The sequence below is a fragment of the Kitasatospora sp. NPDC096077 genome (assembly GCF_040303245.1).
In the GTDB taxonomy this organism is placed as follows: domain Bacteria; phylum Actinomycetota; class Actinomycetes; order Streptomycetales; family Streptomycetaceae; genus Kitasatospora.
In genome coordinates, this window is record NZ_JBEOSV010000017.1 from 32165 (window position 1) to 57973 (window position 25809).

Below are 25809 nucleotides of genomic sequence, written 5' to 3' on the forward strand. Positions count from 1 at the left end.
AAGACGGCCGAGGTCCCCTCCGGGACGGGGGACGGGGGCGGGGGCCGGGGACGGGGGCGGGGCTCGGCCGTACCGGGCATCTTCCGTCGCGTCGGGCGGCAGGTCGCGTGCGGGTGGCGCGGGGATGTGGCAGTCAGGAGTTCCCCCTCGGTCCCCCCTCGCCGAACGGAGTCCCCGTGCGCCGACGCCGCGGTGTCCTGCTGACCGCCGCCCTGCTGGCCCTGCCCGTCGCCGGGCCCTCGCGCGCCGCCCCGGCGCTCCCCGCCGGGTGGGAGGCGCAGGGGCAGTGCGGGGTGGTGCGCAGCGGTGAGGTCCCGCTCGGCGGGGCGGAGGTGACGCTGTACCAGGCCGGGCGGGGCGAGGGCGGGCGGCCGCGGGTGCTGGCCCGGGCGCGCGGCGGGGCGGACGGGCGGTTCGTCCTGGACTACCGGCGTCCGCGCGACCCGCAGACGGTGCTGTACGTGCTGGCCGGCGTCGGCCCTGGGGCGGGCGGCGTCGGCGCCGGGGCGAGCGGCGACCGGCGGACTCCGGACGGGGCGGGCGGGCGGGAGGCCGACGGGCCGGTGGTGCTCGCGGCGGTGCTCAGCGGTGCCGGGGCCCCGCCCGAACTCGTCGTCAACGAGCGCACCACCGTGGCCGCGGCCTACGCCCTGGCCCGGTTCACCGGCCCGGACGGGGTGGCCGGCCCCTCCCCCGGGCTGCCGAACGCGGCAGCCGTCGCGCACAACCTGGCCGACACCGGCACCGGCGGCGTCGCCGCGCTGCTCGCCGCCCCGCCCAACGGTGGACTCACCTCCACCCTGGCCGAGTTCAACACCCTGGCGAACCTGCTGGCCTCCTGTGTCGACGACACCACCGGCGACTCCTGCGACCGGCTGCTGGACCTGGCCCGGCGCCCCGGCCGGGAGCGGCCGCGCGACACCCTGCGGGCCGCCGTGGACATCGCCCGCGACCCGGGCCACGACGTGGCCGCGCTGTTCGCGCTGGCCGGCACCGCCGAGCGCTACCGGCCGGCGCTGTCCGCCGCCCCCGACGCCTGGACGGTGGCGCTGCGCTACGACGGCGACGGCCACGAGCTGGACGGCCCCGGCAACCTGGCCTTCGACGCCGACGGCAACGCCTGGGTCAGCAACAACTACCGCTACGGCCCGGACCCGGGCGTCCCGGTCTGCGGCGGCGACGCCGTGCTCAGGTTCACCCCCGACGGGCGGGACGCCCCCGGCGCCCCCTACCGGGGCGGCGGCCTGTACGGCGCCGGATTCGGCGTCACCGTGGACGCCCGGGGCACCGCCTGGGTCGCCAACTTCGGTTTCCAGGGCATGGGTTGCCCGGTCGACCCGAAGCCGCTGGAGCGCAGCGTCTCGCAGTTCGCCCCGGACGGCACCCCGTTGTCCCCGCCCGGGGGCTGGCGCGGCGCCGGGATCGTCCAGCCCCAGGGGATGGCCGCCGACCGGGCGGGCACCGTGTGGGTCGCCAACTGCGGTACGGACGGCGTGGCCCGGATCCCGGACGGCGACCCGGCCCGGGCCCGGGAGATCGCGACTCCCGGGCTGCACAAGCCCTTCGGCGCCGCCGTCGACCCGGCCGGGCGGCTGTGGGTCACCGGCAACGGCAGCGACAGCGTCCAGGTCCTCGCCCCCGACGGGACCGTGGAGCGCACCGTCACCGGCGCCGGTCTGCGCCGCCCGCTCGCGGTGGCCACCGACAGCCGGGGCAACGCCTGGGTGGGCAACAGCGGCATCCTGCCGGTGCCCTGCGGCGACAGCACCGCGGCGGACCTCGCGGCCGCGCTGGCCGGCGAGGACGGCCCGCGTCCGGGGGCCTCGGTGACCATGATCGGGCCGGACGGGAGCACGCCCGCCGAACCCTTCACCGGCGGCGGCCTGTTCCTGCCCTGGGGCGTGGCCGTCGACGGGGACGACACCGTGTGGGTGGCCAACTTCGGCGGCCACCGCGTCGCCCGGCTGTGCGGGGTGGACCTGTCCGCGTGTCCGCCCGGGGTGCGCACCGGTGAGCCGATCTCGCCGCCCGGCACCGGGTACACGAGCGACGGGCTGGAACGCAACACCGGTGTGCAGATCGACCCTTCGGGCAACGTCTGGCTGGCCAACAACTGGCGCACCGTCCCCGTTCCCGCCAATCCGGGCGGGCACGAGCTGGTCGTCCTGGTCGGGGCGGCCGCGCCGGTGGCCGCGCCCCGGCTCGGCGGGGGCTGACCCGTCCCGGGGGGGCTGACCCGTCCCGGAGGCGGGGACGGCGTCCGGGGCCGTCGGGGCGACTACCCGCCGGTACGGCCGGGCGGGCCCGTGCCCGCGGGAACACTGCGCCGGTTCGGCGCACCGCCGCGCAGGAGACCCCGGGAGCCGTCCATGCCGCCGTCCGCCCGCCGCGTCCCCCGGCTTCCGCGCCGCCGCCCGCCCGGCGCTCGGGCCTGCGCCGGCTGGGCGAGTGGTGCGCGCGCCACGGCCTGGTCGTCGTCGTGCTGTGGATCGTCGCCCTGGCCGGCGTCCAGGCCGCGAACCGGGCCTTCGGCGGCGCCTACTCCGACGACTTCTCGCTGCCCGGCACCCAGGCGCAGCAGGGCCGGGACGTGCTGCTGGCGCACGAGCCGGCCGCCGCGGGCACCAGTTCGCAGGTGGTGCTGCACGACGCCGCGCAGCTGAGCGGGTTCCAGCCGCAGATCGCCCAGGCGGTGGCCTCGCTCCAGCAGTTGCCGCACGTGCTGTCGGTGCAGAGCCCGCTGCCGCCGCCCGGGCAGGGGGCCGTGCCGGGCGGGCCGCTGGCTCCCGACGGGCTGACCGGGTACATCACGGTGCGCTTCGACACCATGCCCGCCCTGCTGGGCCGTGACTACCTGGGCGGGGTGGACGCCGCCGTCGCCCCGCTGCGCGCGGCCGGGGTGCAGGTGGAGTACGGGGGCCCGCTGGGCGAGTTGGCGCGTCCGCCGGCGGACGACCGTTCCAGCGAGGTGATCGGCTTCGCGGTGGCGGTGGTGGTGCTGCTGGTGGGCTTCGGCAGCGCGATCGCGGCCGGGCTGCCGCTCCTGACGGCGCTGATCGCGGCGGTGGTGGGGCTGGGGGTGCTGGGGCTGGTCGCGGCGCTGTCCACCTTCGCCACCGTGGCGCCGACCCTGGCGACCATGATCGGCATCGGGGTGGGCATCGACTACGCGCTGTTCCTGCTGACCCGGCACCGGCAGAACCTGATGGACGGCGTGGACCCGGTCGCCTCCGCCGGCCGGGCGGTGGCCACCAGCGGGCGGGCGGTGCTGGTCTCCGGCTGCACGGTGATCATCGCGCTGTCCGGGCTGTCGGTGTCGGGCATCTCCTTCATCGCCAAGCTCGGTGCGGCGGCGGCCGTCACCGTGGTCTCGGCGGTGCTCGGCGCGCTGACCCTGCTGCCCGCGCTGATGGGGCTGATCGGGACGCGGATGGACCGCTTCGCGGTGCGCCGTCCGATCGCCGAGGCCGGGGGCGGCGGGGAGGGCGGCGGCAGCTGGCACCGCTACGCCCGGCGGGTCGAGGCGAGCCCGTGGCGGTACCTGGTCGCCGGGGTGGTGGCGCTCGGGGTGCTGTCGATCCCGCTGTTCTCGATCCAGCTGGGCCACATCGGCGACGGCGCCGACCCCACCGGCTTCACCGACCGGCGCGCCTACGACCTGGTCTCCCAGGCCTTCGGCCCGGGCGCCAACGCGCCGCTGACCGCGGTCGTCGACCAGAGCGCGGTGCCCGCCGGGGCGCGGGCGGGCGTGCAGGGCGCGGTGCAGCAGGCCCTCGCCCACCTGCCCGGTGCCGCCTCCACCACGCCGGTGCAGACCAGCCCGGACGGCGCGGTGCTGTTCGCCACCGTCATCCCGGCGGGCGCCCCGCAGGACCGGTCCACCACCGAGCTGGTGGACCGCCTGTCGGACACCGTGCTGCCGGACGCGGTGGCCGGCACCGACGCGAAGACCTACGTCACCGGCACCACCGCGGCCCAGGTCGACTTCCTGGACATCGTCTCCGGCCGGCTGGTCCTGATCATCGCGGTGGTCGTCGCGCTGGCGTTCCTGATCATCCTCGTGGTCTTCCGCGGCCTGCTGGTCGCCGTCAAGGCCGCGGTGCTCAACCTGCTGTCGATCGCGGCCTCGTACGGGGTCGTGGTCGCGGTCTTCCAGTGGGGCTGGGGCGGGCCGGCGCTCGGCGTGGCGGGCACCGTCCCGATCGAGAGCTACGTGCCGATGATGATGTTCGCGATCGTCTTCGGGCTGAGCATGGACTACGAGATCTTCCTGCTCTCGCGGGTCCACGAAGCCTGGCTGCGCACCGGCCACAGCCAGGACTCCGTGGCGCACGCCCTGGAGATCACCGCCCGGGTGATCACCTGCGCCGCGCTGATCATGGTCAGCGTGTTCGCCGCGTTCATCGTCAGCGACAACGTGGTGATCAAGATGATGGGCCTGGGGCTGGCCGTCAGCGTCCTGGTGGACGCCACGATCGTGCGGCTGCTGCTGGTCCCGGCGGTGCTGACGCTGCTCGGCCCGGCCGCCTGGTGGACCCCGCGCTTCCTGGACCGGATCCTGCCGCACATCGACACCGAGGGCACCGGCGAGCGGGCGTAGCCCCTCGGTGTCAGCGGACCGTCTCGCCGTCCGTACCCGGGTGCGCGGGCGGGCGGACGGCGGTCGTGTGCCGGGCGAGCAGGGCGCGCAGCGCGTCGGGGTCGGCGGCGGCGCGCTTGGGCAGCACCATCAGGCAGGAGCCGCTGCGGTTGAGCACCAGGAACAGGTTCTCCGTCTCCAGCAGGCGCGGCACCCTGGCCCAGGGCAGGGCCACGGTGCCGCGCCCGTCGACGACGCTCACCCCGGTGCCGTCCACCAGCACCGTGCGGGGCCCCCGCCGGGCGACCCGCCGCTGCGCCGACCGCACCTGCAGCCGCGGGGCGAGCGCCGCGAGCGTCACCAGTACGACCGCCGGCAGCGCGCTCGCCGCCTCCACCCGGCCGTCCGCCAGGTCCGTCGCGCAGCCGAGCACGGCGAAGCCGGCCGCCGCCCACCAGGCGATCCGCACCGCGCGGCCCACGGTGGTGTGCCGCGCCTGGGCGGCGAAGGCCTCCCGGAAGTCCTCCCCCGTCGGCGTGTACGCCAGCTCCGTCCGGTCCTGCTCCACCGCTGCTCCCTTGATCCACTTCTTCGGTGCGGCGGATGCTAGCAAAGGGTTCGCAAAGCGGCGTGTCGGCCCCCGTCCGCCGTCGGGCCCGCCCCGGGGGCCCGGCGGGGGGCCGCGCGGCGGGATCGGTTACGGTCGACGGTCCGGCCGTGCCGGGGCGGGGCAGGGGATCAGTGCGAGGGAGGGCCGGACGGTGGCCGCAGCGACGGGAGCCGCGACGATCGGCAGCGTGTTCCGGGGCGAGGGCGTGCCCGTGAAGGAACGGTTCGACTGCTGGCGGGAGCTGCTCGCGCGCACCCGGGCCAGCGACATGACCAGCGTCCACGCCGACGACTTCCGGGCGGAGATGCGGCGCCTGGAACTGGGGCCGGTCACCCTGCTGCGGTCCTCGTTCCCGCCGACGCGCTTCCGGCGCACCGCCGCCCTGGTGCGGCGCACGGACCCGGAGGTGTACCACCTGACGATGCCGCTGGACGGCGGGCTGGCGCTGACCCGCGGCGCCGGGGACCGGACCCGCACCTTCGGGCGCGGCGACCTGTACCTGGTCGACAGCTCGACCCCGTACGACGTGCGGGCCCTCGGGGTACCGGCCCCGGGCCGTCCGGACCGCCGGACCGAGGCCGTGGGCATCGACTTCCCCGCCGCGCTGCTGCCGCTGCCGCCGCAGCGGCTGCGCGAGGTGCTGGGTCTGGGGTTCTCGGTGCGGGCGGGCTCGGCGGCGCTGCTGTCGCAGTTCCTGCTCGGACTGGACCGGCAGGCCGCGGCGCTGGGGCCGGACGAGGCGGCCCGGATGGGCGCGGTGACGGTCGACCTGGTGGCCGCCTGGCTGGCCCGCGAGCTGGAGGCCGAGGCCGTCCTGCCCGAGGAGGCCCGCCACCTCGCCCTGGCCCAGGAGGTCCGGGCCTTCGTGCGCCGCAACCTGCACGACCCCGAGCTGACCCCGGCCGTGATCGCCGCCGCCCACCACGTCTCGGTCAGCCACCTGCACCGGGTCTTCACCTGCCAGTCGCAGGGCCGCACCCTGGCCGCCTGGATCCGCGAACGACGCCTGGAACAGGCCCACCGCGAACTCGCCGACCCCGCCCGGCGCACCACCCCCGTCCAGACCGTCGCCGCCCGCTGCGGCTTCGCCCGGGCCGACGACTTCAGCCGCGCCTTCCGCGCCGCCTACGGCCTCTCACCCCGCGAACACCGGCGACAGGCCCTGGCCGGCGGCCGTCCGGGCGGCGCGTGACGGGCCGTGGACGCAATGCCAAGGAAGCGGAGACGCAGTGCCAACACGGCGGGTCGCCGTCCTGGCATCCTCCACGAGGTACACCGATGCGCCCGGGCCGTTCGACCTGGCGCGGCGGTATGCCGGTGGCCCGGCACGCCACGGGGGAGCGTGCCGGGCCACCGGGCCGACTGTCAGCCGCCGACCGCTAGCCGCGGTAGCGGTAGCGGATCCGGCCACGGCTGAGGTCGTAGGGGCTGAGCTCCACGAGCACCCGGTCGTGCGGGAGGATCTTGATGTGGTTCTTGCGGACCTTCCCGCTGATGTGGGCGAGCACGATGTGCCCGTTCGGGAGCTCCACCTTGAAGTTGGCGTTGCGCAGGCACTCGATGACGGTGCCCTCCACTTCGATGCCGTTCGCTGTCTTGGTCATGGTCCTCAATCTCTTCGTTCGGTTGCTTCGGCTGTTTCGGTTGCTGCGGTTGCCTCGGTTGCGGCGGTCGGCTGCGGCCGGTGTCAGTGGCGGACGAGTTCCAGGATGCTGCCCGTACGGCGGGCGCGGATGCCTTCGAGGAGCGCCAGGGCGGCCCCGTTGGACTCCGCCGCCTCGGCCCAGGCCGTCGCGGTGCCGCCGCGGTGCAGCTCCCCCAGCGCGTGGGCCAGCAGCGCCCGGGCGATGCCGCGGCGGTGCAGCTCGGCGCGCACCGCGAGCAGGCCGATCCGCGGCCGGCGCGGCGGTGACACCCGGATCAGGCCCACGTAGCGCCCGCCCTGACGGGCCACCGCGTACTTCGAGGGGTCGGCCACCAGGGCCCCGGCCGGGCGGGGCAGCACCTGGGCCGGCATCGCCGGCCAGCCGGCGCCGGCCTCCACCTCCGCCCGGACGACGCGCTCCAGTTCCCGCAGCGGGCCCTCCTCGGCCAGGCCGGCGGGCAGGATCACCACGCCCTGCGGGGGCCGCGTCCGGGCCAGTCCGGTGACCTGCGGGTCGGTGGGCACCAGGTGGACCCACTCGCGGCGCGCGGCCGTGAAGCCGGCCCGCCGCCAGGCGGACACCGCCTCGGTGTCGGCCTCGTCGGCCACGGTGTGCAGGGGTTCGGGCAGGTCGGCCCGCATCGCGTCGGCGAGCCGGTCGAAGACCGTCTCCTGCCATGCGTCGACGCTGACGAACAGCCGCCCGTCGGGCCGGCGCGACGCGTCGCCGCGGCCGACCACCAGGCCGTCCGCGACGGCCCGCCACTCGGTGTCCGAGACGCGCGTGACGGCGGCGGGGGCGTGGTCGCCCCGGGGGGAATGTGCGGAGTTCACGGTGTTGCCTTTCGGAAGTGCCTTGTCTGAGGCGCTCCCGGGCGACACCAACGTCAATCGCCCACCGTGACGACAAGGGGGAGCACCCACCCGGATCCAGCCTTCATGGGTCTCACCTCCTCGCGTTTCTCTCACGGCTGCGCAGACCGTAGCAGCCTCCGGCGCACCGGCCCAACCGGTTTACGGCTCGGCGAGGACGGGCTGCAGCATGGACTCCAGGGCGTCGTAGCTCTGGCCGCCGAAGGCGCGCGCCGCGAGGCGGCCCTGACGGTCGACCACCAGGGTGGTCGGGAGGAACTGGGCGTCGAGGGTGCCCGGGGGGAACTTCAGCAGCTGGGTACCGGCCGGGTCGAAGATGCTGGGGAAGGTCACGCCCCGCTCCTGTTCGAACTGCTGGGCGTTGACGATGTCCTGGTCGCGGGTGTTGATGCCGAGGAACTGCACGTCCTGGCCCTGGTACTTCTGCCAGAGCCGTTCCAGGGAGCCCGCCTCGGTACGGCACGGGCCGCACCAGGAGCCCCAGATGTTGAGGACGACGACCTTGCCCCGGTAGTCGGAGAGCTTCGCCGGGCTCTCCCCCAGCGTCCGCCCCGACACGTCGGGCGCCCCCCGGCGCTCGGCGGCGCCGGCCCGCCCGATGCTGGTGCCCTTCTCGGTGACGAAGTGCGCGCCGGTGTCGGCGGAGCCGCCGGTGGAGCAGCCCGTGAGGAGCACGGCGGCGGCGAGCACGGCGGCGGTCAGGGCGGTGCGGCGGGGACGGGGGCATGGTTCGTGGACGGCCATGCACGAAGCTTCGCACGGGCGGTGCAGCGGTGGATCATGAGGGCCCGTCAAGCTCCGCGCGGGGCATGGTGGATCATGGTCCGGCGTCGGTCCCGACGTCCCGTCCCACAGGAGGAGGTGGCCCGGTGGTTCCCGTCGTGCCCGATCCGGGGGTGCTGCACCCGTTTCCCGAGCAGCCGCGGGTGGTGCTGCTCAAGCCGCTGGTGACCTCCCCGTTGATCGAGGTGGGCGAGTACTCGTACTACGACGACCCGGACGACCCGACGGCGTTCGAGACCCGCAACGTGCTCTACCACTACGGGCCGGAGCGGCTGGTCATCGGGAAGTTCTGCGCGTTCGCCACCGGGGTGCGGTTCGTGATGAACGGGGCCAACCACCGGATGGACGGGCCGTCGACCTTCCCGTTCCCGATCATGGGCGGCGCCTGGGCCGAGCACCTCGACCTGCTGACCGGGCTGCCGGGGCGCGGGGACACGGTGGTGGGCCACGACGTGTGGCTGGGGTACCGGACGACGGTGATGCCGGGGGTGCGGATCGGCCACGGGGCGATCGTGGCGGCCGGGTCGGTCGTCACCTCCGACGTCCCCGACTACGCGATCGTCGGCGGCAACCCCGCCCGGGTGCTCCGGATGCGCTACGACGGGGAGCAGGTGGCGCGGCTGCTGGCCGTCGCGTGGTGGGACTGGCCGGTGGAGCACCTGACGCGCCGTCTGCGGACCGTGATGTCCGGCAGCGTCGCGGAGCTGGAGGCCGCCGCGCCCGGGCGGTGAACGGACGGCCCGGGCACGGCGGGAGCGGGGCGGGTCGGGTCAGTGGCGCAGAACGGCGGCGATGCCGTGGGTGTCGGCGAGGGTGCCGTCGGGGACGAAGGTGACCTTGGCGCCGGTGTCCAGGGCGCGTTCGATGACCTCGTCGACGATGTCCTCCCGGGCGCCGGTCTCGCCGGCCTCGGCGGGGACGAGGTGCTCGCCGTCGTCGCGGACGGTGGCGCGGAAGTTCTCCTCGACCACCAGGCGGGCGATCCGGGCCTGGCCGACGGCCTGCCAGACCTCGTCGAGGCCGGCCGCGAACTCCTGGCGGCCGCGGGCCTTGTCGAGCTGGGCGAGGGTGTCGGCGACCTCCTGCTCGGCGTGGGCGCGGACGGCGGGGTCGACCACCTTGCGGACGGTCTCGACGTCGGCCTGGGCGAGGCCGCCGTGCGGGATCTGGGCGGTGGCCTCCTTGGCGATCGGGCCGGCCGCGTCCAGCAGGGCCAGGGCGGGCGCCTCGCCGACCACGTACAGCGGGCGGGGGTCGGCGGCCAGCACCTTGCCGATCGCGGTGTCTGCCTGGCGCAGGAAGGTCTTGGTCTCCTCGTCGCGGAAGGTGCTGGGGGTGTCGCCGATGCGCTCGCGGCGCTCGGGGTCGGGGTTGTCGAAGGTGCGCGTCAGCGGGAAGCCGTGGATCCTCTCCTCGGTGACCCGCTCCTGGTTGCCGCCCCACAGCACGGCCCGGTCGGCCGCGACGGCGAGCACCCAGTAGGGGCGTTCGGCGGCCTGGGCGGAGACCAGGTTGCGGGTGAGGAAGGTGTCGGACAGGACCACCCGGGCGGGGGCGGTGCGGGCGAAGGTCCAGACCTGGTGCTCGCCGGGCGCGGCGAGGATGGCGAGGCCGTCCTCGGCGTGCACCAGGTCGACCTCCGCGAGGGCCCGGTCGAGCTGTCCGACGACGTCGATCCGGTCGGCACGGGAGACCTCGGGGTCGGCCTGGATCCGCTCCTTCGCCTCGGCCAGCAGGTTGCGCAGCCGCACCGGGTCCTGGGCGTCGTCCGGTTCGCGGCGGTGGGTGGGCATCAGGATGGACACCGCCGGGTAGGGCCGGGGCCGGCGCAGTTCGGCGAGGACGGCGGGGCTGAGGGCGGGGTGCATGGGGACCCTTTCCGAAGGCGGTCGGCCTTCTTTGCGTGGACGCACGGTGCCTGGCACAGCTGCCAAATGTCCCCAATGTAACGATTTGTACACCAGCTCGCCGGACCAGCCCTTGCCCCGGGGTCGCCCGAGACTGTACCTACTGGTAGGTACAGTCAGGGTTCTCGGGAGGGAGTCGGATCATGCCGTTCGTCCGCATCGACACGTCGGGGGCCGGCCCGCGGCGGCTGGACGCCCTGGGGCGCGCCGTGCACCAGGCCCTGGTGGAGGCGCTCGGGATCCCGCCGGACGACCACTTCCAGGTGCTCACCGACCACGACGGCGTCAACGGCGCGCTGCGCTACGGCGGTTACCTCGGGGTGCGGCGCGACGAGGGCATCGTCTATGTCCAGATCGCGCTGCGGGCCGGGCGCACGGACGCGCGGAAGCGGGCGCTGTACCGCCGGATCGCCGAGCTCGCGCAGGAGTACGCGGGCACCGAGCCGCGCAACGTGTTCGTGGTGCTGACGGAGAACGGCCCGGCGGACTGGTCGCTGGGCGAGGGACTGGCCCAGTACGCCCCGGCCGACGGGCCGGACGGGCCGGACGGGTCGTACGCCCTCCCGGACGGGGGCGGGGAGGGCGTACGGCCCGTCAGCTGAGGGCCGCGGCGGGCTGCGGCCGGTCGGCGGGCGGCCACGGGTCGTGGGCCGCGACCCGGGCGCGCAGGGCGCGCAGGGCCCGGGCGGCGGCGATGCCCACCGCGCCGGTGACCCGGCCCTCCCGTACGCAGGCGGCGGCGAAGCGGTGCTCGGCGAGGCTGCCGTCGACCACCTCGAACCGGTCGGCGCCGCCGGGGCTGCCGAAGGCCTGCACCCGCAGGCCGTACTGGTCGCTCCACAGGTACGGGACCGGGTCGTAGACCTGGCGGGCGCCGTCCGGACCGGCCAGCAGGTTCCGGGCGGCGCACAGGGCCTGCTCGGTGGCGTTGGTGCGCTGTTCCAGGCGCCGGCGGCGGCCGGTGCGCGGGTCGGGCCAGGCGGCCGCGTCGCCGGCCGCCCAGACGCCGGGGCCGGCGGCGCAGTGGGCGTCGCAGGCCACGCCGCCGTCCGCCTCCAGCGGCACCCCGCTGCCGGCCAGCCACTCGGTGGCCGGCCGCGAGCCGATCGCCGTCAGCACGGCGTCGGCGGCCAGTTCGGAGCCGTCGGCGAGCCGCACGCCCACCGCCCGGCCGCCCCGCTCGACCACCGCGGCGGCCGCGCCCCGGCGGATCCGGACCCCGTGGTCGCGGTGCAGGCCGGTCAGCAGGGCGGCCGTGTCGGCGCCCAGCACGGCGGCCAGCGGGGCGGCGGAGACCAGCCAGGTCACCTCGGCCCCGAGGCCGACGGCGGTGGCCGCCGCCTCGGCGCCCAGCAGGCCGCCGCCGACCACCAACAGCCGTACGCCGGGGCGCAGTTCCGCGCGCAGGGCGAGGGCGTCGGCCAGGGTGCGCAGCACGTGGGCGCCGGGGAGGGGGGTTTCGGCGCCGGGGAGCCGGCGCGGGCGGACGCCGGTGGCCAGGACGACGGCCTCGCAGCGCACCCGGCCGCCGTCGGCGAGGTGCACGGTGCGGGTGGCGCGGTCCAGGCGTTCGGCCGCCGCCCCCAGGCGCAGGTCGAGCCGCAGCTCCGCGAGCGCCTCGGGGGTGCGCAGCGTCAGCTGCCCGGGCTGCCACTGGCCGTCGAGCAGTTGCTTGGACAACGGCGGCCGGTCGTACGGGAGTTCGTCCTCGGCGCCGATGAGGGTGAGGCGGCCGTCGTAGCCGGCCCGGCGCAGTGCCTCGGCGGCGTGCAGTCCGGCCGCGCCGGCGCCGACGACGGCGACCTCGCGCACAGCGGTCACACCTGCTCCAGGGTGATCGCGGCGGCGGGGCAGACCGCGGCGGCGTCCTGGACGGCCTGGTGGAGTTCGGCGGGCGGGCGGGCGTCGAGCAGGACGACGATGCCGTCCTCGTCGCGCTGGTCGAAGACGTCGGGGGCGGCGAGCACGCAGGATCCTGCGCCGCAGCACTTGTCCTGGTCGATGCGGACGAGCATGGGGGTTCCCTTCGGAGGGTGCCGGTTGGGGCGGACGGTGGTGGGGCGAACCCGGTGGCGGGTGGGGCGTGTCGGGCACGCCCGGGGGGTGGGCGCGGCGCGGGCCCGCGGTGGTGGGTCGGGTGCGGGCCCGCGCCGGGCCCGGGGGTCACCAGGCGAGGGGCAGCTCGTGGACGCCGTAGATGAGCATGTCGCCGCGGAAGGGGATCTCCTCGAACGGTACGGCCAGGCGCAGTTCGGGCAGTCGGCGCAGGACGGTGTCGAGGGCGATCTGCAGTTCCAGCCGGGCGAGGGGCTGGCCCAGGCACTGGTGGACGCCGAAGCCGAAGGCCAGGTGGCGGCGGGCGTCGCGGGTCAGGTCGAGTGCGTCGCCGCCGGGGAACTCGCTCTCGTCCCGGTTGGCGGTGCTGACCATGCAGATGACGCCCTCGCCGGCCCGGATCGTCGTTCCGGCCACGTCGAGGTCCTCGGTGGCGACCCGGGTCAGGCCGGACTGGATGATGGTCAGGTAGCGCAGCAGTTCCTCGACCGCGCCGGGGACGGCCTCGGGGTGGCGGCGCAGGTGGTCGAGCTGGTCGGGGTTGCGCAGCAGGGCGAGGACGGACAGCGCGGTCATGTTGGCGGTGGTCTCGTGTCCGGCGACCAGCAGGAGCCGGCCCATCGCGCCGATCTCCTCGGTGTTGAGCTCGCCGCGTTCGACCAGGCGGCTGAGGATGCCGTCGTCGGGGTGGGTGCGCTTGGTCTCGGTGAGGCGGATCAGGTAGTCGACCAGGCGGGCCTGCGCGGCGGCGACCTCGTCGGCCGGGGACTCGCGGCGCAGCAGGACGCGGCTGCACTCCTGGAAGAAGTCGTGGTCCTGGTAGGGGACGCCGAGCAGCAGGCAGATGACCAGGGAGGGCAGCGGCAGGGCGAAGTCGCGGACCAGGTCGGCGTGGGTGCGGCCGTCGGCGGTCATCTTGTCGATCAGCTCGTCGGCGATGCGCTGGATCTCGGGGCGCAGCGCCTCGACCTTCTTGATCATGAATTCGCCGGTGAGCATGCGGCGCAGCCGGGCGTGCTCGGGGTCGTCCATCCGGATGAAGGTGGGCTGACCGGCGGCCAGTTGGCGGGCGCCGGCGCTGAGGAAGGGGAAGCCGGGGTGGGTGGCGTCGGAGCTGAAGCGGGGGTCGGCCAGGACGGCCTTGATGTCCTGGTGGCGGGTGAGGAGCCAGGTGGTGGAGCCGTCCCAGAGGGAGATGCGGCTGATCGGCTCCTCCCGCTGGGCCTGCTCGTAGGCGGGCGGCGGGGCGAACGGGCAGGTGCCGCGGTCGGCGGGGTGGGTGAAGCGGGGGGTCTGTGCGGCGGTGGCCATCAGGGGCTCCCTTCGCGGAGCTGGGGGTGCTGGCGGTGCCGGGGTTGCCGGGTGCCGTACGGGTGTGCGGTGCCGTGCGGGCGTGCGGTGTGGTGGCGCAGGCCCGGGGAATTTACGTGCCAAAAGCAACTAACTCACCGTCACGCTAACTCTCGGTCCGTGTCGGCGAAAGGCCCCACCGGGTGGACGGCGAATCTGTCCGAAACCCGGCCCTCCCCCGGCCCCGCAGCGGCGGTGCGCACCGGCTCGCTAAAGTTCCCCCATGTCGGACGCCGCAGACGATTCCGCAGACGATCGGACCGCAGATGATCGGACCGCCACCGCAGACCTGGAGGCCGTCCTGGCCTCGCTGGCCTACCTGCTGACCCGCTCCCAGGAGCACGAGCGCCGCACCGCGCGGGCCGGCATCACGGCCGCGCGCTCGGACGTGTACCTGCTGCGGGCGCTGGCCGAGGCGGACGGGGCCAGCCGGGTGGGCGACCTGGCCGCCCGGCTGATGGTCAAGCCCTCCCACGTCACCCGGCAGATCGACCGGCTGGAGAGCCAGCGGCTGGTGGCGCGCACCCCGGACGCGCAGGACCGCAGGGCCCGTCAGGTGGCGCTCACGGCCGACGGGCGGGCGATGCTCGACCGATTCAAACAGGCCAACATCATCGGTCTTTCCAGCGCGTTGGACGGTGTTCCGGAGCCGGACGTCGCCGCGACGGTCGGCGTGCTGAACCATCTGATCGACCGGTACGTCCACCGGGTGCGCAGCACCATGCTCGCGGAGGACGGCACTCCCCCGGCGGCGGACGGGCCGGCGGAGGCGGCGGGCGCGCAGGGGACGGCGGGCGTGAGGACGGACGCGGCGCGCCGGGTGCCCGCCGGCGGGTCCTGAACCCCGCGCGCGCCCCGTCGCCGGAGCGGGCGGGGCGCGCGGGACGGGGCGGTGCGGGGCGGGACTGGGCGGCGGTCAGCCGACGGGCAGCGGGGTGCGCAGCGGGGCGGGGGCCGACATGACCTGGGCGGCGACGAGTTCGCGGTAGCCGTAGCACCGGCCGGCCGAACGGGTCAGCGGGGCCGGTCGACGACCCCGGCCGCCACCGCCACCGCCACCGCGGCCTCGGCGATGTTGGCGTGGTGGGCGGCCTGGCGGGCGACGGGGAGCCAGGTGGGGCGGAAGCGGCGGCGGTACTGGGCGCACCAGGTGTGCAGGAGCTCGGTGGGGCCGGGGCCCGGGACGGGGGTCGCGCGGCGCAGCAGGGCGGCGGCGCGCACCGGGATGCGGTGGGACCACAGGTCGACGCCGGCCAGGTGCGCGCGGGTGGGCAGGGGCGGCGGCGGGTGGGGCCGGTCGGCGGCGGCCGGGTCCCAGGCGTCGGCGAGTTGGTGCAGTGCGGTCAGCTGGGTGCGGACGGCGCGCAGCACCGGGGTGTCGTGGGGCGGGAGTGCGGCGGTCAGGTCGACGAGCCGCCGGCCGCGTTCGCGCAGCCGGTCGGCGCCGGCGCGCAGGTGCCGGTGGGCGTCGTCGCCGGCGGGGGCGGGGTCGCCGAGCCGGTCGCTGGTCCAGGCGGGCACCTCGACGACGACGGTGCGGCCGCCGTGGCGGCGGGGGGCGAACCAGGTGGCGGCCCGGGCGCCGGCCGGGGCCTGCCGCCCGGGGTCGAGCATGCCGGTGGTGTTCTCCTGGGTGTCGATGTGGTGCGGTTCCATCAGGAAGACGCCGGGTCCGGCGGCGGGCAGCCGGTGGGTGTCGAAGGAGCCGGTCTCGATCGGGATGCCGAGGGCGGCGGCGGAGCGGGCGAAGGGCTCGGCCAGGGCGGTCGGGTCGGCGGTGGCCTGGAGGAAGGTGCCGCCCACGTCGGCGGTGTGCAGGGAGAGTTGGAGGGAGGGGCGGAGTTCGTCGATCAGATCGAGCAGGATCCGGCTCTCCGGGAGGCGGCCGCCGATCGCCGGGGCCCATTCGGGCTGCTCGTCGGCGGCGGGGCGGAAGTAGCCGGCGAAGTAGGCGGGCAGGGTGCGGGCGAGCAGGCCGCCACGGGCCAGGTGGGCGCCGTCGGGGTCGAGGCAGAGCAGGAAGTGCCAGGTCCTCGGCCGGGGCGGGGCCGGGGTCGACGGGGTGGGGCGGGCCAGGGCGCGGTGGGCCAGTTCGACGATGCCGGCCCGGCCGGAGAACTCGTCGGCGTGGGCGCCGGAGACGACCAGCACGTTGCGGGGGTCGGGGGTGCGGGCGTCGGGGGCGATGGACAGGAGTTGCAGGGGGCGGCCGGCGCGGGAGGTGCCGAGGGTGCGCAGCCGGCAGCGGTCGGGGTGGCGGGCGGCCAGGTGGCGGGCGGTGTCGGCGAGTTCGTCGAGGGTGGGGTAGCGGTCGTGGAGCAGGATCGCCCGGCCCGCACTGGTCGAGGTGTCGGTCAGCACCGGCTCTCCCTCCTTCGGTGCCCGGAAGTGGTATTGGATCCGGTCGGGTGGGGGTCCGTCCAGGGGGCCGCTCCGGCGTGCGCGCCGGGGTGCGGTGCGGGGTACGTTCCCGGGCGGGGTCCCTGGCGGGCCTCCCGACGGACTCCCGGGCGGGCTCCCGGTGGGCTCCCCGGCGGGGGCGAACCGTGCGTCACGGAGAGGTCGCCTACTGTCATATGCTTGTCGTATTGGCTGGTCAGGGTGGGGGAACGGGTGGATTTCCGGTTGTTGGGCTCGGTGGCCGTGGTGGCCGCGGACGGGCGGGAGCTCGCGGTCGGATCGCCCAAGCGCCGGAGCCTGCTGGCGATGCTGCTGCTGCACCCCGGCCTGCCGGTGGGCGTCGACCGGCTGACCGAGGCGCTGTGGGACGAGCGGCCGCCCCGGCACGCCCGGACCGTCATCCACAACCACGTCTCCGGGCTGCGGGCGCTGCTCGCCGCGCACGGGGCGGCCGCCGCCGGGGTCGAACTGGCCACCGACGGCAGCGGCTACCTGCTGCGGGCGCCCGCGGCGGCGGTGGACGCCGGGCGGTTCGAGCGGTACCTGCGCACCGCCCGCGCCGCCCGGGAGCCGGGCGCCGCGGTGGCGGCGCTGGGCGAGGCGCTCGCGCTGTGGCACGGGCCCGCGCTGGCCGGGACGGAACCCAGCCTGCCGCTGCTGTGCGCCGCCCGGTCGCTGGAGGAGCTGCGGCTGGCGGCCGTGGAGGAGCTGGCCCGGGCCCACGGCCGGCTCGGCGACCACGGGGCGGCCGCCGGGGTGCTGGCGGTCGAGGCCGCGCTGAACCCGTTGCGGGAGTCGCTGGTGGCCGCGCTGATGCTGGCGCTCGGGAGGGCCGGGCGGCGCTCGGAGGCGCTGGAGTGGTTCCGGCGCACCCGCCGCACGCTGGCCGAGCAGCTGGGGATCGACCCCGGGGCGGAGCTGGTCGAGGCCCACGCGGTGCTGCTGCGCAGCGAGACGGCGCCGAAGGCCGGGCCGGTAGCGGTACCGGCGCCGGTGTCGGCGCCGGTGTCGGCGCCGGTGCCCCCGGCGACGGCGGCCGGGCCGGCGGTGGCGGCGCCCGCGCCGGGGCCCTTCCCGCGCCGGCCGCGCGGGTTCTCCGGGCGGGAGGGCGAACTGGCCGCGCTCGACCGGGCCGCCCGCTCCCCCGGCGCGATCGCCGTCGTCACCGGCGGGGCCGGGATCGGCAAGACCGCCCTCGCCGTGCACTGGGCGCACCTGCACCGGGCGGAGTTCCCCGACGGCCAGCTGTTCGTCGACCTGTGCGGGCACAGCCAGCTGCCCGAGCGCCCCACCGGTGCGGTGCTGCGCGAGCTGCTGCTCGCCCTGGGCCTGCCCGCCGAGCAGATGCCCTCCTCCCCCGCGGCGCTGGCCGCCCGCTACCGCGAACTGACGTACGGGCGGCGGATGTTGATCGTGCTGGACAATGCCCGCCGGTCCGAGCAGGTCCGTCCGCTGCTGCCCGACGGGGACGACTGCGTCACCCTGGTGACCAGCCGCGACCGGCTCGGCGGGCTGGTCGCCACGGACGCCGCCCGGCCGGTGCCGCTGGCCGAGCTGTCCGCCCCGCAGTCCGTCACCCTGCTCGCCACCACCCTGGGCCCGGACCTGGGGCCCGACCTGGTCGGTTCCGAACCGGAGGCCGCGGCCCGGCTCGCCCGGCTGTGCGACGGGCTGCCGCTCGCCCTGCGGCTGGCGGCGGCCCGCATCGCCACCTGCCCGAGCCTGGGCCTGGCCGCCCTGGCCGACGAACTCGCGGACGAGCAGGGCCGGTTGGGTCTGCTGGAGGTGGAGGACACCAGTGTCGCCGCGGCCCTGGCGCTGACCGTCCAGCACCTGTCCGTGCCCGCCCGCCGGCTGTTCCGCCAGCTGGGCACCCACACCGGCACCACCCTGGACAGCCGTACCGCCGCCGCGCTGGCCGACTGCGCACTGCCGCAGGCGGCGGGCGCGTTGGAGCAGTTGGCGACGGCCCACCTGGTGGTCGAGATCGGCCGGGACGCCTACACCCTGCACGACCTGGTCCGCCTCTACGCCCGCAGCCTGCCCGCCGGGGCGGGCGGGGACGAGGCGCTGCTGCGGCTGCTCGACCACCTGCTGCGCACCCTGCTGGCCGCGAGCGCGGCCGCCGAGCCCGGCAGCGAGCCCTGCTGCGAGCTGCCCGCCGACGCCCGGCGCCCGGTCGGGGTGCGTCCCTTCCCGGACCGGGCGGGCGCGCTGGCCTGGTACGCCGCCGAGCGCGACACCCTGCGCGGCGCGGCGCTGGCCGCGGTCGCCGCCGGACGGCACGACCGGGCGTGGCGCCTGGTGCTGCTGCAGTGGCCGCTGATCGTGTGGCAGGTTCGGGACGGCTGGGTGCCGCTGCTGGAGCACGGGCTGGCGGCCGCCGAGGCCGACCTCGCCCCCGGTGCCCAGTCCCGGGCCCGGGCGCTGCTGGGGTGGGTGCTGCTGGAGGAGGGCCGGCCGGAGGAGGCCCTGGTCCACCTGGAACAGGCCCCCGGACTGGCCGCCCTGGCCGGTGACCGCAGCGCCGAGGCCGTCGCCCTGGTCAACCTGGCCGCCGCGCTCGCCCGGCACGGCGGGGACGGTGCGCCGGCCCGGGCGCGGGAGCTGCTGGGCCGGGCGCTCGCCCTGGCCGAACGGGCGGGCCGGGCCGACCTGGTCGCCCTCGCCCGCCAGCACCTCGCCGACTCCTGCCTGGCCGACGGCGCCCCCGAGGAGGCCGCCCGGCACGCGGCCCGCGGCCTCGCCCTCGCCGAACCCCCGTTCCCGGCCGCCCGCCGGGTCGTCCTCCAGACCCTCTACGGGCGTGCCCTCGCCGCCACCGGCCAGCCCGAGGAGGCCGCCCACCACCTGGAGGCGGCCCTGCGGGCGGCGCGCCTCCACCAGTACGGCGAGGGCGAGTCGGCGGCCCGCGCGGCCCTGGCCGCCCTGCGGGCGGGCGCGGCGTCGGGCGGGCGTCAGCGGTAGAGCCGGTCCCCCCGGTCCGGGTGGGCGAGGACGTTGGCGACGAAGAGGCCGAGGTCGAAGTGGTCGGGCTCGACGAACGGGGTCGGGTCGTCGGCCAGGCCGTACCACTCCGGCGGCACCGGGTAGCGCAGCTCGATGCCTTGGCCGACGGTCAGGACGCACTCCGGTTCGGCGATCCGGTGCCGGACCGGGGTGGCCGCGTCCAGTAGGACGTCGTGCTCCCCCGCCCGCAGCCGCAGCCCGTCCGCGCCCCGGTAGAACACCACCGGGGTGCGGCCGAGCCGTGCGTACTCGCCGTGGGTGCTCTCCCCGGGGGCGACGGCCCGCCCGGGGCCGAGCCGCCCGGTGGCCGGGTCGAAGTCGGCGCACCGCCCGTACCGGTCGAAGTCGGCGATCAGCATGGCGGGTTCCCCTCCCGTGGACTGCGTCCGGTTACCCGCATCCTCCCGGGTCCCGGCGTCCGGCGCGGCACCGGGGCCGGGTTCAGGGGCGGTAGTCGGCCAGGGTGTGGCGGGGGTGGAAGCCCTGGGTGCGGGCGCGGGTGAGGTCGAGGACGACGCCGCGGGTGAGCAGGTCGACCGTGTACGGGGTGAGGCCGGGGATGCGGCCGGTGCGGGCGGCGAGGCGGGCGAGCGGGGTGGGGAGGTGGGTGATGCGGGCGGGCAGGCGGTGGGCGGTGAGGACGTGGCGCAGGGCGGTGTCGCGGCGGTAGGGGGTGGGGTCGGCGATGTTGTAGGCGCCGGGGGGCCAGGGCGGGGTGCCGGTGAGGCCGAGGGCGGCCAGGCAGGCGTCGGTGAGGTTGGCGACGGCGGTGAGGCTGAGCGGGATGTCCGGGCCGGGCAGTGGCAGCAGGCCGTGGCGGGCGCGGGCGAGCAGGGGCGGCAGCAGGTGGGGGTCGCCGGGGCCGTAGACGGCGCGGGGGCGCAGGACGACGGCGCCGGCGGCGAGGGCGTGGTGTTCGGCGGCGGCTTTGCTGCGGCCGTAGGCGTTGAGGTGGCCGGCGTCGGTGGGGTGGTCCTCGGTGAGGACGGTGGCGGTGGTGCGCGGGTCGTAGACGCTGGCGCTGGAGACGTGGACGAGCGGGCGGCCGGCGGCGGCGCGCAGGACGCGCCGGGTGCCGGTGACGTTGACGGCGTGCTGGTGGGCCTCGGCGGGGTGGCCGGGCGGCAGGTCGGTGACGGCGGCGGCGCAGTGGACGACGAGGTCGGCGCCGGTGAGGTCGGGGTCGTCCCGGGTGGCGTCCCAGGGCAGGTGGCGGCCGACCGGGCCGGGGCGGCGGCCGTGGCAGGTGACGTCCAGGCCCAGCCGGGCGGCGGCGCGGGCGAGGTGGGCGCCGCAGAAGCCGGTGGCGCCGGTGACGGCGATGCGCGGGGTCACCGGGTTCCTCGGCGCAGGGTGAGGTGGGCGTAGCCGGGCAGGGCGGCGCGGCGGTCCGCGCGGGAGTGCAGGACGTGCGGGTGGTGCGGGGCCAAGGCGAGGAGCAGGTCGGCGAGTTGGGCGCGGGCGAGGGCGGCGCCGGGGCAGGCGTGCGGTCCGGTGCCGAAGACGGCCTGGGTGGCGGCCGGGTCGGTGGGGGCGGTGCGCCGGTGGGCGTGGGCGGCGTGGCGGGCGACCAGGATCAGCCGGTCGCCGGCCCGTACGGGGTGTCCGGCGAGGACGGCGTCGGCGGCGGCCGCGCGGGGCAGCAGCGGGGAGGGGGCGGTCAGGCGCAGGAGTTCGGCGGCGAGGGCGGGTGCGGAGTCCTCGTCGACGGCGGGCCAGGCGCGGGTGTCGGCGCACCAGGCGACGGCTCTGGGCAGGGCGGCGACGGTGGTGTTGACGGCGGCGACGGCGAGCATGGCCTGGCCGGGGTCGGGCAGCAGGGCGGTGAGGCGGGCGACGGCGTCGGCCGCCGTGCGGCCGGGGCGGGCGGGGCGGTGCGGGCCGGGCAGGTGGTCGCGGGCGGTGGCGGCGGCGGCTTGCCGTGCGGCGTGGGCGAGTTGGCGCGGCGGGGCGGTGCAGCCGGTGAGCTCGGCTGTCACGGTGCCGGCCAACTCGGTGGCGAGGTCGACGAGTTCGAGCGGGCCGTGGGCGAGGGCGGGGACGCGTTCGGCGAGCAGGGCCCGCCAGTGCGGGCGCAGCCGTCGTACGGCGGTGGTGCCGAGGTCCAGGGTGCGGCGGGCGGTGCGGTGTTCGTCGCCGTCCTGGTCGAAGAGCAGGCCGGCGCCGGTGAGTCGGGCGGCGGTGCCGCCGGTGGTGCCGGGTGCGGTGCGGGCGAGCGGGAGGCGGGTGAGGGCTTCGCGGTAGGCGTCGGGGTGGTGGACGAGCAGGGTGCGGCCCAGGCGCAGTACGGGGCGGTGGCGGGTGGCGCAGAGCAGGGCGAACAGCAGGGGGTGGCTGCGCAGGTAGACGGTGCGGTCGCGGCGCCGGGCCCGGCGGCAGGAGGCGAGCGAAGCGGCGGGCGGAGGGGTCATCGTGTCAACTCCCGGGCGCAGTGGGCTGATGCGGCGGCCCGGTCGGGTTTGCGGGAGCGGCCGGTGAGCGGGACGGTACCGAACAGCAGGGCGTCGGGGCGGGCGGCGCCCATCCGTTGCAGCGGGGCGTCCAGTCGGGTGCGCAGGATGTGCGGGTCGGTGCCGGCGGCGGGTTGGACGAGGGCGACGAGGCGTTCGTCGCCGTGGCCGTCGGGGACGCCGACGAGCAGGGCGAGTTCGACGCCGGGGATGTGCAGGGCGGGTTCGTACAGGCCCGGGTAGATGTTGCGGGCGCCGCGCAGCACCATGTCCTTGAGGCGGCCGGCCAGGACGATCCGGCCGTCGGGGGTGAGGGTGGCGCGGTCGCCGGTGCGGATCCAGGGGTCGGGTTCGCGGCCGAGGTAGCGGTGGCGGGCGCCGGGGCCGGTGAGGTGGAGTTCGCCGTCGTCGGCGAGGCGGGTGCGGATGCCGGGCAGGGGGTGGCCGACGAGGTCGCCGTCGCCGGTGTGGGCGCTCTTGTCGGCCTCTTCGACGGCGGCGGCGGGGAAGAGTTCGGTGAGGGCGTAGACGCTCCAGGCCTGGTGGGCGCCGGCGGTTTTGGCGCGGCGCAGCAGGGTGGCGTCGGCGGGGGCGGAGCCGGTCCACAGGGTGCCGGTGAGGTGGGCGCCGGCGGCGAGGGCGGCGCGCAGCTGGGGTGGGGTGAGGTAGGTGTGGGCGGGGGTGAGGCGGGTGAGCTGGCGGGCGAGGGCGGTGGGGGTGCGGGCGGGCAGGGCGACGGTGGCGCCGGCGGCGAGGGCGGGGGCGAGGACGAAGAAGGTGCCGCCGAGGACGGTGCTGTCGGGTCGGGGTCGGACGAGTTCGGTGACGGTGTGCAGGGCGGCGGTGAGGCTGGCGTGGGTGTGGACGACGGCGCGGGGGCGGGCGGTGGTGCCGGAGGTGAAGACGATGACGGCGTCGGTGTCGGGGTCGGGGCGGTGGGCGGGTGCGGGGGTGGTGGCGGGACGCAGGCGGGGTGCGCAGCCGGGCAGGCGGGGGCCGAGGGTGGCGACCGGGCCGAGGGTGCGCAGCGGGGGCAGGCGCAGGTCGGCGCGGCGGGCGAGGGGGGCGGCCCAGCCGGCGGCGGCCTGGGCGGTGGCGTCGGCGAGGATCAGGGCGGGTTGGGCGAGGGCGAGGTGGGCGGCGAGGACGTCGGGGCCGACGGTGGGGTCGAGGACGGCGGTGCGCAGGCCGAGGCGGTGGGCGGCGAGCAGGGCGGCGAGGGCGCGGGGGCCGGGGCGCAGGGCGAGGCCGAGGGTGGCGCCGGGGGTGAGGCGGCGGGCGTGCAGGGCGGCGGCGTAGCCGTCGGCGAGGTCGGCGAGGTCGCCGCGGCGGATGCGGGTGCGGGTGGTGCCGGTGCGGGTGTGGTGCAGGACGGCGGGGCGGTCGGGGTGGTGGGTGCGCAGGGCGTGGGTGAGGCGGTCGAGCACGGCGGGCCGTCCTTCCGGGGCGCGGTGACGGGCGGGGGTCAGCGGATGTCGGTGGGGCGGGGGCCGGGGCCGCGTTCGAGGTACCAGCGGGCGGTGCCGAGCAGGCCGTAGGCGCGGATGCGGCGGGTGGAGTTCTGCACGACCATGTCGGGGCTGCGCACGACGGCGGTGGTGTGGCGGCGGACCCGGTTGAGGAAGTCGCGGTCGGTGGGTGAGGGGCGGCGGGGCATGCCGCCGACGGCCTGGTAGAGGGCGGCGGTGATGGCCATGTTGTTTCCGGCGTGCATCCGGTAGGGGGTGAGGTAGCCGTGGCGGCGGTGGTGGGCGGGGCGGATGCGGCCGAAGAGGGCGCCGAGGGCGACCAGGGCACGGAAGAGCGCGCGGCCGGCCGGTCCGTGTTCGTCGCGGCGGGCGGTGACGCGGCCGCAGACCAGTACGTCGCCGGTGAGCAGGGCGGCGCGGGCGGCGGCGGTCCAGCCGGGTGCGGGCAGGCAGTCGGCGTCGGTGCGGGCGAGCAGCGTGGCACCGTGGGCGATGGCGTGGCGGAAGGCGGTGTCGACGGCGCTGCCGACGCCCTTCTCGGGTTCGGTGAGGGTGTGGACGGGGAAGGGGGCGCGGGCGGCGAAGGCGTGGACGGTGGCGAGGGTGGCGTCGGTGGAGCCGTTGTCGGCGACCAGGAGGGTGAAGTCGCGGTCGTGCTGGGCGGCGAGGGCGTTGAGGGCGCCGTCGATGCGGGCTTCCTCCTGGTAGGCGGGGATGATCACCCACAGCGCGGTCATGAGGCCTCCCAGACCATGGTCATCAGGCTGACGCCGCCGCCCAGGCCGATCATGAGGACCCGCTCCCCCGGGCTCAGCTGCGGCTTCACGCGGTCGAGTTGGACGCCGAGGGTGGCGCTGGCGATGTTGCCGAGTTCGGGCACGGTGAGCACCAGTTTGTCGGCGGGGGCGCCGGTGAGTTCGACGAAGCGTTCCAGGTAGGGGACGGTGACCTGGTGCACCAGCACCCGGGCGTAGTCGTCCCAGCCGAGGCCGGTGCGGTGGGCGAGGTCGGCCAGTGCGGCGGGGCCGATCTGTTCGAAGATGCCGCGCAACTCCTTGCCGCCGCCGCGGAAGTAGCTGTACTCGTCGCCGCGCGGGTGGCGGGAGCCGCCGCCGGGGATGCCGCCGGCCTGCCAGTGTTCGGAGGCGGTGCGGGCGGCGATGTCGAGGATGCCGCCGCGTTCGACCGCTTCGACGACGACGGCGGCGCCCGCGTCGCCGAAGGTGTAGCCGGCGAAGCCCTCGCGCAGGGCGGCGGTGTCGGCGGGGTCGCGGCGCATGGCGCGGCTGGGGGTCTCGCCGGTGACGACCAGGGCGCGCCGGGCGCGGCCGGCCAGGATCATCGAGCGGGCCAGGTCGATGCCGTTGAGGAAGCTGTTGCAGGCGTTGCTGACGTCCAGCGCGTGGGCGCGGGTGCCGAGTTCGGCCTGGACGATGTGGGCGGTGGCGGGTTCGCAGAGGTCCCGGGTGGCGGAGGCGAAGAGCAGCAGGTCGATGTCGTCGGGGTGCAGCCGACCGGCGGCCAGGGCGCGGCGGGCGGCGCCGACGGCGAGGGTGGAGGCGTACTCGTCCTCGGCGGCGAAGCGGCGGGTGCGGATGCCGGTGGCCTTCTCCAGCATCCGTGCGGGCAGGGCGAGTTCGGCGCCGGCGGTGATCTCGTCCTGGAGTTGCCAGGAGGTGAGGCGGCGGGCGGGCAGGTGGGAGCCGACGGCGGTGATGCCGATCCTCGGGGTCGCTGCTGGGTGCATGGCCCCATGCTGCGGGGCGCACGCCGGGGCCCACCTGAGTACGGGTACTCAGGTGGGCCCCGGTCGGATACCCGTTCGGGTGGTGCGGGCCACCCGGTGCGGGGTCCCACGGTGCCGGTCCCGAACGGGGGTCGAGGCCGGCACCTGCTCGCGGGGGTCGCTCAGGGGGTGAGGACCCACTTCTGGTTGGCCAGGCCGTTGCAGTCCCAGATGCCCAGCTGGGCGCGGTTGGAGGTGTCGAAGCCGAGCTCGTCCAGGCACTTGCCGGTGAGCACGTTCTTCAGCGAGCCGTCGGGCTGGGGCAGCCACTGCTCGCCGGCGCTGCCGACGCAGGTGTAGACCTCGACCTTGGTGCCGTTGGGGCTGTCGGCGGTGCCGTAGGTGACGTTGAGACACACGCCGAGGGCGCGCACGGAGTTGTCGACGCCCAGGGTCCACTGCTGGGCGGCGGTGCCGTTGCAGTCGTAGATCTGCACCGGGGTGCCGCGGTTGTCGCTGCCGTGGGCGACGTCCACGCACTTGCCGCCGTAGCCGACCAGGCGGCCCTGCTGGCCCTGCATGCCGAGGACCTGCGTGGTGATGGTGCTGGTGGCGTAGTTCCCGGGGTTGCAGTAGGCGGTGGAGGTGCCGTTGCCGGTGACGATGCTGCCGTTGACCCAGTAGTTCACCGGCGTGGTGCCGATGGCGTAGAAGCAGACGGCCTGGGCGCGCCAGATGGTGCCGTTGGGCACGTTGTTGCAGGTGGCGGAGGCGACCGGGCCGCCGTGGCCGGTGGAGCAGTTGCCCGGGGAGTCCGCCTGGGCGACGGAGGGCAGGACGGCGACGCCCACCAGGGCGATCAGGCCGGTGAAGAGGGCGGCGAGGGTTCGTCGCAGGCGCATACGAGGGGTCCGTTCGGATCGACGGGGCCCAACCGGATGTGTGGATGGTGT

The 25809-nt window shown here is 76.5% G+C and carries 23 protein-coding genes; 7 read left to right on the forward strand and 16 right to left on the reverse strand.

Annotated features, from left to right (window positions below):
• Window positions 1–176 precede the first annotated feature (176 nt).
• Both ABTZ03_RS17125 and ABTZ03_RS17130 read left to right on the forward strand, forming a co-directional pair.
• Complete coding sequence (locus tag ABTZ03_RS17125; protein WP_350513774.1) at window positions 177–2216, forward strand: NHL repeat-containing protein; 2040 nt, start codon at window positions 177–179, stop codon at window positions 2214–2216.
• A gap of 215 nt (window positions 2217–2431) precedes the next feature.
• On the forward strand, window positions 2432–4600 hold the full coding sequence (locus tag ABTZ03_RS17130; protein ID WP_350513891.1) for an MMPL family transporter: 2169 nt from the start codon (window positions 2432–2434) through the stop codon (window positions 4598–4600).
• Window positions 4601–4610: 10 nt separating this feature from the next.
• On the opposite strand, the gene ABTZ03_RS17135 is transcribed toward ABTZ03_RS17130, so the two are convergent.
• Window positions 4611–5147 (reverse strand): YcxB family protein, encoded by a 537-nt coding sequence (locus ABTZ03_RS17135; protein ID WP_350513775.1) that lies wholly within the window; start codon window positions 5145–5147, stop codon window positions 4611–4613.
• A gap of 220 nt (window positions 5148–5367) precedes the next feature.
• Here ABTZ03_RS17135 and ABTZ03_RS17140 point away from each other — a divergent pair, with 220 nt between their 5' ends.
• A complete protein-coding gene (locus ABTZ03_RS17140) occupies window positions 5368–6381 on the forward strand; it encodes an AraC family transcriptional regulator (RefSeq protein WP_502894496.1) in 1014 nt (337 codons plus the stop codon).
• Window positions 6382–6568: 187 nt separating this feature from the next.
• Here ABTZ03_RS17140 and infA read toward each other — a convergent pair whose 3' ends face one another.
• From infA to ABTZ03_RS17155, 3 genes are all read right to left on the reverse strand, one after another.
• Window positions 6569–6793, reverse strand: a complete 225-nt coding sequence (infA, locus tag ABTZ03_RS17145; RefSeq protein WP_350513777.1) for a translation initiation factor IF-1 — start codon at window positions 6791–6793, stop codon at window positions 6569–6571.
• Window positions 6794–6876: 83 nt separating this feature from the next.
• Window positions 6877–7668 (reverse strand): GNAT family N-acetyltransferase, encoded by a 792-nt coding sequence (locus ABTZ03_RS17150; protein WP_350513778.1) that lies wholly within the window; start codon window positions 7666–7668, stop codon window positions 6877–6879.
• 180 nt (window positions 7669–7848) lie between these two features.
• Window positions 7849–8451 carry a TlpA family protein disulfide reductase gene (locus tag ABTZ03_RS17155; protein ID WP_350513779.1) on the reverse strand — a complete coding sequence of 201 codons (603 nt, stop codon included), beginning with the start codon at window positions 8449–8451 and terminating at the stop codon, window positions 7849–7851.
• A gap of 125 nt (window positions 8452–8576) precedes the next feature.
• Here ABTZ03_RS17155 and ABTZ03_RS17160 point away from each other — a divergent pair, with 125 nt between their 5' ends.
• Window positions 8577–9221 (forward strand): CatB-related O-acetyltransferase, encoded by a 645-nt coding sequence (locus ABTZ03_RS17160; RefSeq protein ID WP_350513780.1) that lies wholly within the window; start codon window positions 8577–8579, stop codon window positions 9219–9221.
• A gap of 39 nt (window positions 9222–9260) precedes the next feature.
• Here ABTZ03_RS17160 and ABTZ03_RS17165 read toward each other — a convergent pair whose 3' ends face one another.
• A complete protein-coding gene (locus tag ABTZ03_RS17165; RefSeq protein ID WP_350513781.1) occupies window positions 9261–10358 on the reverse strand; it encodes a baeRF3 domain-containing protein in 1098 nt (365 codons plus the stop codon).
• A gap of 182 nt (window positions 10359–10540) precedes the next feature.
• Here ABTZ03_RS17165 and ABTZ03_RS17170 point away from each other — a divergent pair, with 182 nt between their 5' ends.
• Window positions 10541–10999: a tautomerase family protein gene (locus ABTZ03_RS17170; protein ID WP_350513782.1), complete on the forward strand. Its 459-nt coding sequence runs from the start codon at window positions 10541–10543 to the stop codon at window positions 10997–10999.
• On the opposite strand, the gene ABTZ03_RS17175 is transcribed toward ABTZ03_RS17170, so the two are convergent.
• From ABTZ03_RS17175 to ABTZ03_RS17185, 3 genes are all read right to left on the reverse strand, one after another.
• The gene (locus ABTZ03_RS17175; protein WP_350513783.1) at window positions 10992–12218 is read right to left on the reverse strand and encodes an NAD(P)/FAD-dependent oxidoreductase; all 1227 of its coding nucleotides are present in this window, start codon (window positions 12216–12218) and stop codon (window positions 10992–10994) included. The two genes, ABTZ03_RS17170 and ABTZ03_RS17175, sit on opposite strands and share 8 nt — an antisense overlap.
• The gene (locus ABTZ03_RS17180; RefSeq protein WP_350513784.1) at window positions 12215–12412 is read right to left on the reverse strand and encodes a ferredoxin; all 198 of its coding nucleotides are present in this window, start codon (window positions 12410–12412) and stop codon (window positions 12215–12217) included. Before ABTZ03_RS17180 ends, ABTZ03_RS17175 begins: the two co-directional genes overlap by 4 nt.
• 148 nt (window positions 12413–12560) lie before the next feature.
• Entirely contained in the window at window positions 12561–13763 is a 1203-nt protein-coding gene (locus tag ABTZ03_RS17185; protein ID WP_350513785.1) for a cytochrome P450, read from the reverse strand.
• A 262-nt stretch (window positions 13764–14025) separates the two neighbouring features.
• On the opposite strand from ABTZ03_RS17185, the gene ABTZ03_RS17190 reads away from it, so the two are divergent.
• Window positions 14026–14643 carry a MarR family winged helix-turn-helix transcriptional regulator gene (locus ABTZ03_RS17190; protein ID WP_350513786.1) on the forward strand — a complete coding sequence of 206 codons (618 nt, stop codon included), beginning with the start codon at window positions 14026–14028 and terminating at the stop codon, window positions 14641–14643.
• Between the two features lie 173 nt (window positions 14644–14816).
• On the opposite strand, the gene ABTZ03_RS17195 is transcribed toward ABTZ03_RS17190, so the two are convergent.
• A complete protein-coding gene (locus tag ABTZ03_RS17195; protein ID WP_350513787.1) occupies window positions 14817–16163 on the reverse strand; it encodes a M14 family zinc carboxypeptidase in 1347 nt (448 codons plus the stop codon).
• A 252-nt stretch (window positions 16164–16415) separates the two neighbouring features.
• Here ABTZ03_RS17195 and ABTZ03_RS17200 point away from each other — a divergent pair, with 252 nt between their 5' ends.
• Window positions 16416–19169 (forward strand): AfsR/SARP family transcriptional regulator, encoded by a 2754-nt coding sequence (locus tag ABTZ03_RS17200; RefSeq protein ID WP_350513788.1) that lies wholly within the window; start codon window positions 16416–16418, stop codon window positions 19167–19169.
• On the opposite strand, the gene ABTZ03_RS17205 is transcribed toward ABTZ03_RS17200, so the two are convergent.
• The 7 genes from ABTZ03_RS17205 to ABTZ03_RS17235 all read right to left on the reverse strand — a co-directional run bounded on the left by ABTZ03_RS17205 (window position 19160) and on the right by ABTZ03_RS17235 (window position 25758).
• A complete protein-coding gene (locus ABTZ03_RS17205) occupies window positions 19160–19570 on the reverse strand; it encodes a hypothetical protein (RefSeq protein ID WP_350513789.1) in 411 nt (136 codons plus the stop codon). The two genes, ABTZ03_RS17200 and ABTZ03_RS17205, sit on opposite strands and share 10 nt — an antisense overlap.
• Window positions 19571–19652: 82 nt before the next feature.
• Entirely contained in the window at window positions 19653–20546 is an 894-nt protein-coding gene (locus ABTZ03_RS17210; RefSeq protein WP_350513790.1) for an NAD-dependent epimerase/dehydratase family protein, read from the reverse strand.
• The gene (locus ABTZ03_RS17215; RefSeq protein ID WP_350513791.1) at window positions 20543–21622 is read right to left on the reverse strand and encodes a cytochrome P450 family protein; all 1080 of its coding nucleotides are present in this window, start codon (window positions 21620–21622) and stop codon (window positions 20543–20545) included. Before ABTZ03_RS17215 ends, ABTZ03_RS17210 begins: the two co-directional genes overlap by 4 nt.
• On the reverse strand, window positions 21619–23088 hold the full coding sequence (locus tag ABTZ03_RS17220; protein ID WP_350513792.1) for a class I adenylate-forming enzyme family protein: 1470 nt from the start codon (window positions 23086–23088) through the stop codon (window positions 21619–21621). Before ABTZ03_RS17220 ends, ABTZ03_RS17215 begins: the two co-directional genes overlap by 4 nt.
• Before the next feature lie 38 nt (window positions 23089–23126).
• The gene (locus tag ABTZ03_RS17225) at window positions 23127–23867 is read right to left on the reverse strand and encodes a glycosyltransferase family A protein (RefSeq protein ID WP_350513793.1); all 741 of its coding nucleotides are present in this window, start codon (window positions 23865–23867) and stop codon (window positions 23127–23129) included.
• On the reverse strand, window positions 23864–24877 hold the full coding sequence (locus ABTZ03_RS17230; RefSeq protein ID WP_350513794.1) for a 3-oxoacyl-ACP synthase III family protein: 1014 nt from the start codon (window positions 24875–24877) through the stop codon (window positions 23864–23866). The genes ABTZ03_RS17225 and ABTZ03_RS17230 overlap by 4 nt, the downstream gene beginning before the upstream one ends.
• A 161-nt stretch (window positions 24878–25038) precedes the next feature.
• Entirely contained in the window at window positions 25039–25758 is a 720-nt protein-coding gene (locus ABTZ03_RS17235; RefSeq protein ID WP_350513795.1) for a ricin-type beta-trefoil lectin domain protein, read from the reverse strand.
• Between the last annotated feature and the right edge of the window lie 51 nt (window positions 25759–25809).

Excerpts from the sequence above, each read along its gene's own strand:
- ABTZ03_RS17215 (WP_350513791.1), bottom strand. The coding sequence starts at position 21,622 with ATGACCCCTCCGCCCGCCGCTTCGCTCGCCTCCTGCCGCCGGGCCCGG.
- ABTZ03_RS17225 (WP_350513793.1), bottom strand. The coding sequence starts at position 23,867 with ATGACCGCGCTGTGGGTGATCATCCCCGCCTACCAGGAGGAAGCCCGC.
- ABTZ03_RS17205 (WP_350513789.1), bottom strand. The coding sequence starts at position 19,570 with ATGCTGATCGCCGACTTCGACCGGTACGGGCGGTGCGCCGACTTCGAC.
- ABTZ03_RS17230 (WP_350513794.1), bottom strand. The coding sequence starts at position 24,877 with ATGCACCCAGCAGCGACCCCGAGGATCGGCATCACCGCCGTCGGCTCC.
- ABTZ03_RS17180 (WP_350513784.1), bottom strand. The coding sequence starts at position 12,412 with ATGCTCGTCCGCATCGACCAGGACAAGTGCTGCGGCGCAGGATCCTGC.
- ABTZ03_RS17170 (WP_350513782.1), top strand. The coding sequence starts at position 10,541 with ATGCCGTTCGTCCGCATCGACACGTCGGGGGCCGGCCCGCGGCGGCTG.
- ABTZ03_RS17185 (WP_350513785.1), bottom strand. The coding sequence starts at position 13,763 with ATGGCCACCGCCGCACAGACCCCCCGCTTCACCCACCCCGCCGACCGC.
- infA (WP_350513777.1), bottom strand. The coding sequence starts at position 6,793 with ATGACCAAGACAGCGAACGGCATCGAAGTGGAGGGCACCGTCATCGAG.
- ABTZ03_RS17190 (WP_350513786.1), top strand. The coding sequence starts at position 14,026 with ATGTCGGACGCCGCAGACGATTCCGCAGACGATCGGACCGCAGATGAT.
- ABTZ03_RS17235 (WP_350513795.1), bottom strand. The coding sequence starts at position 25,758 with ATGCGCCTGCGACGAACCCTCGCCGCCCTCTTCACCGGCCTGATCGCC.
- ABTZ03_RS17165 (WP_350513781.1), bottom strand. The coding sequence starts at position 10,358 with ATGCACCCCGCCCTCAGCCCCGCCGTCCTCGCCGAACTGCGCCGGCCC.
- ABTZ03_RS17155 (WP_350513779.1), bottom strand. The coding sequence starts at position 8,451 with ATGGCCGTCCACGAACCATGCCCCCGTCCCCGCCGCACCGCCCTGACC.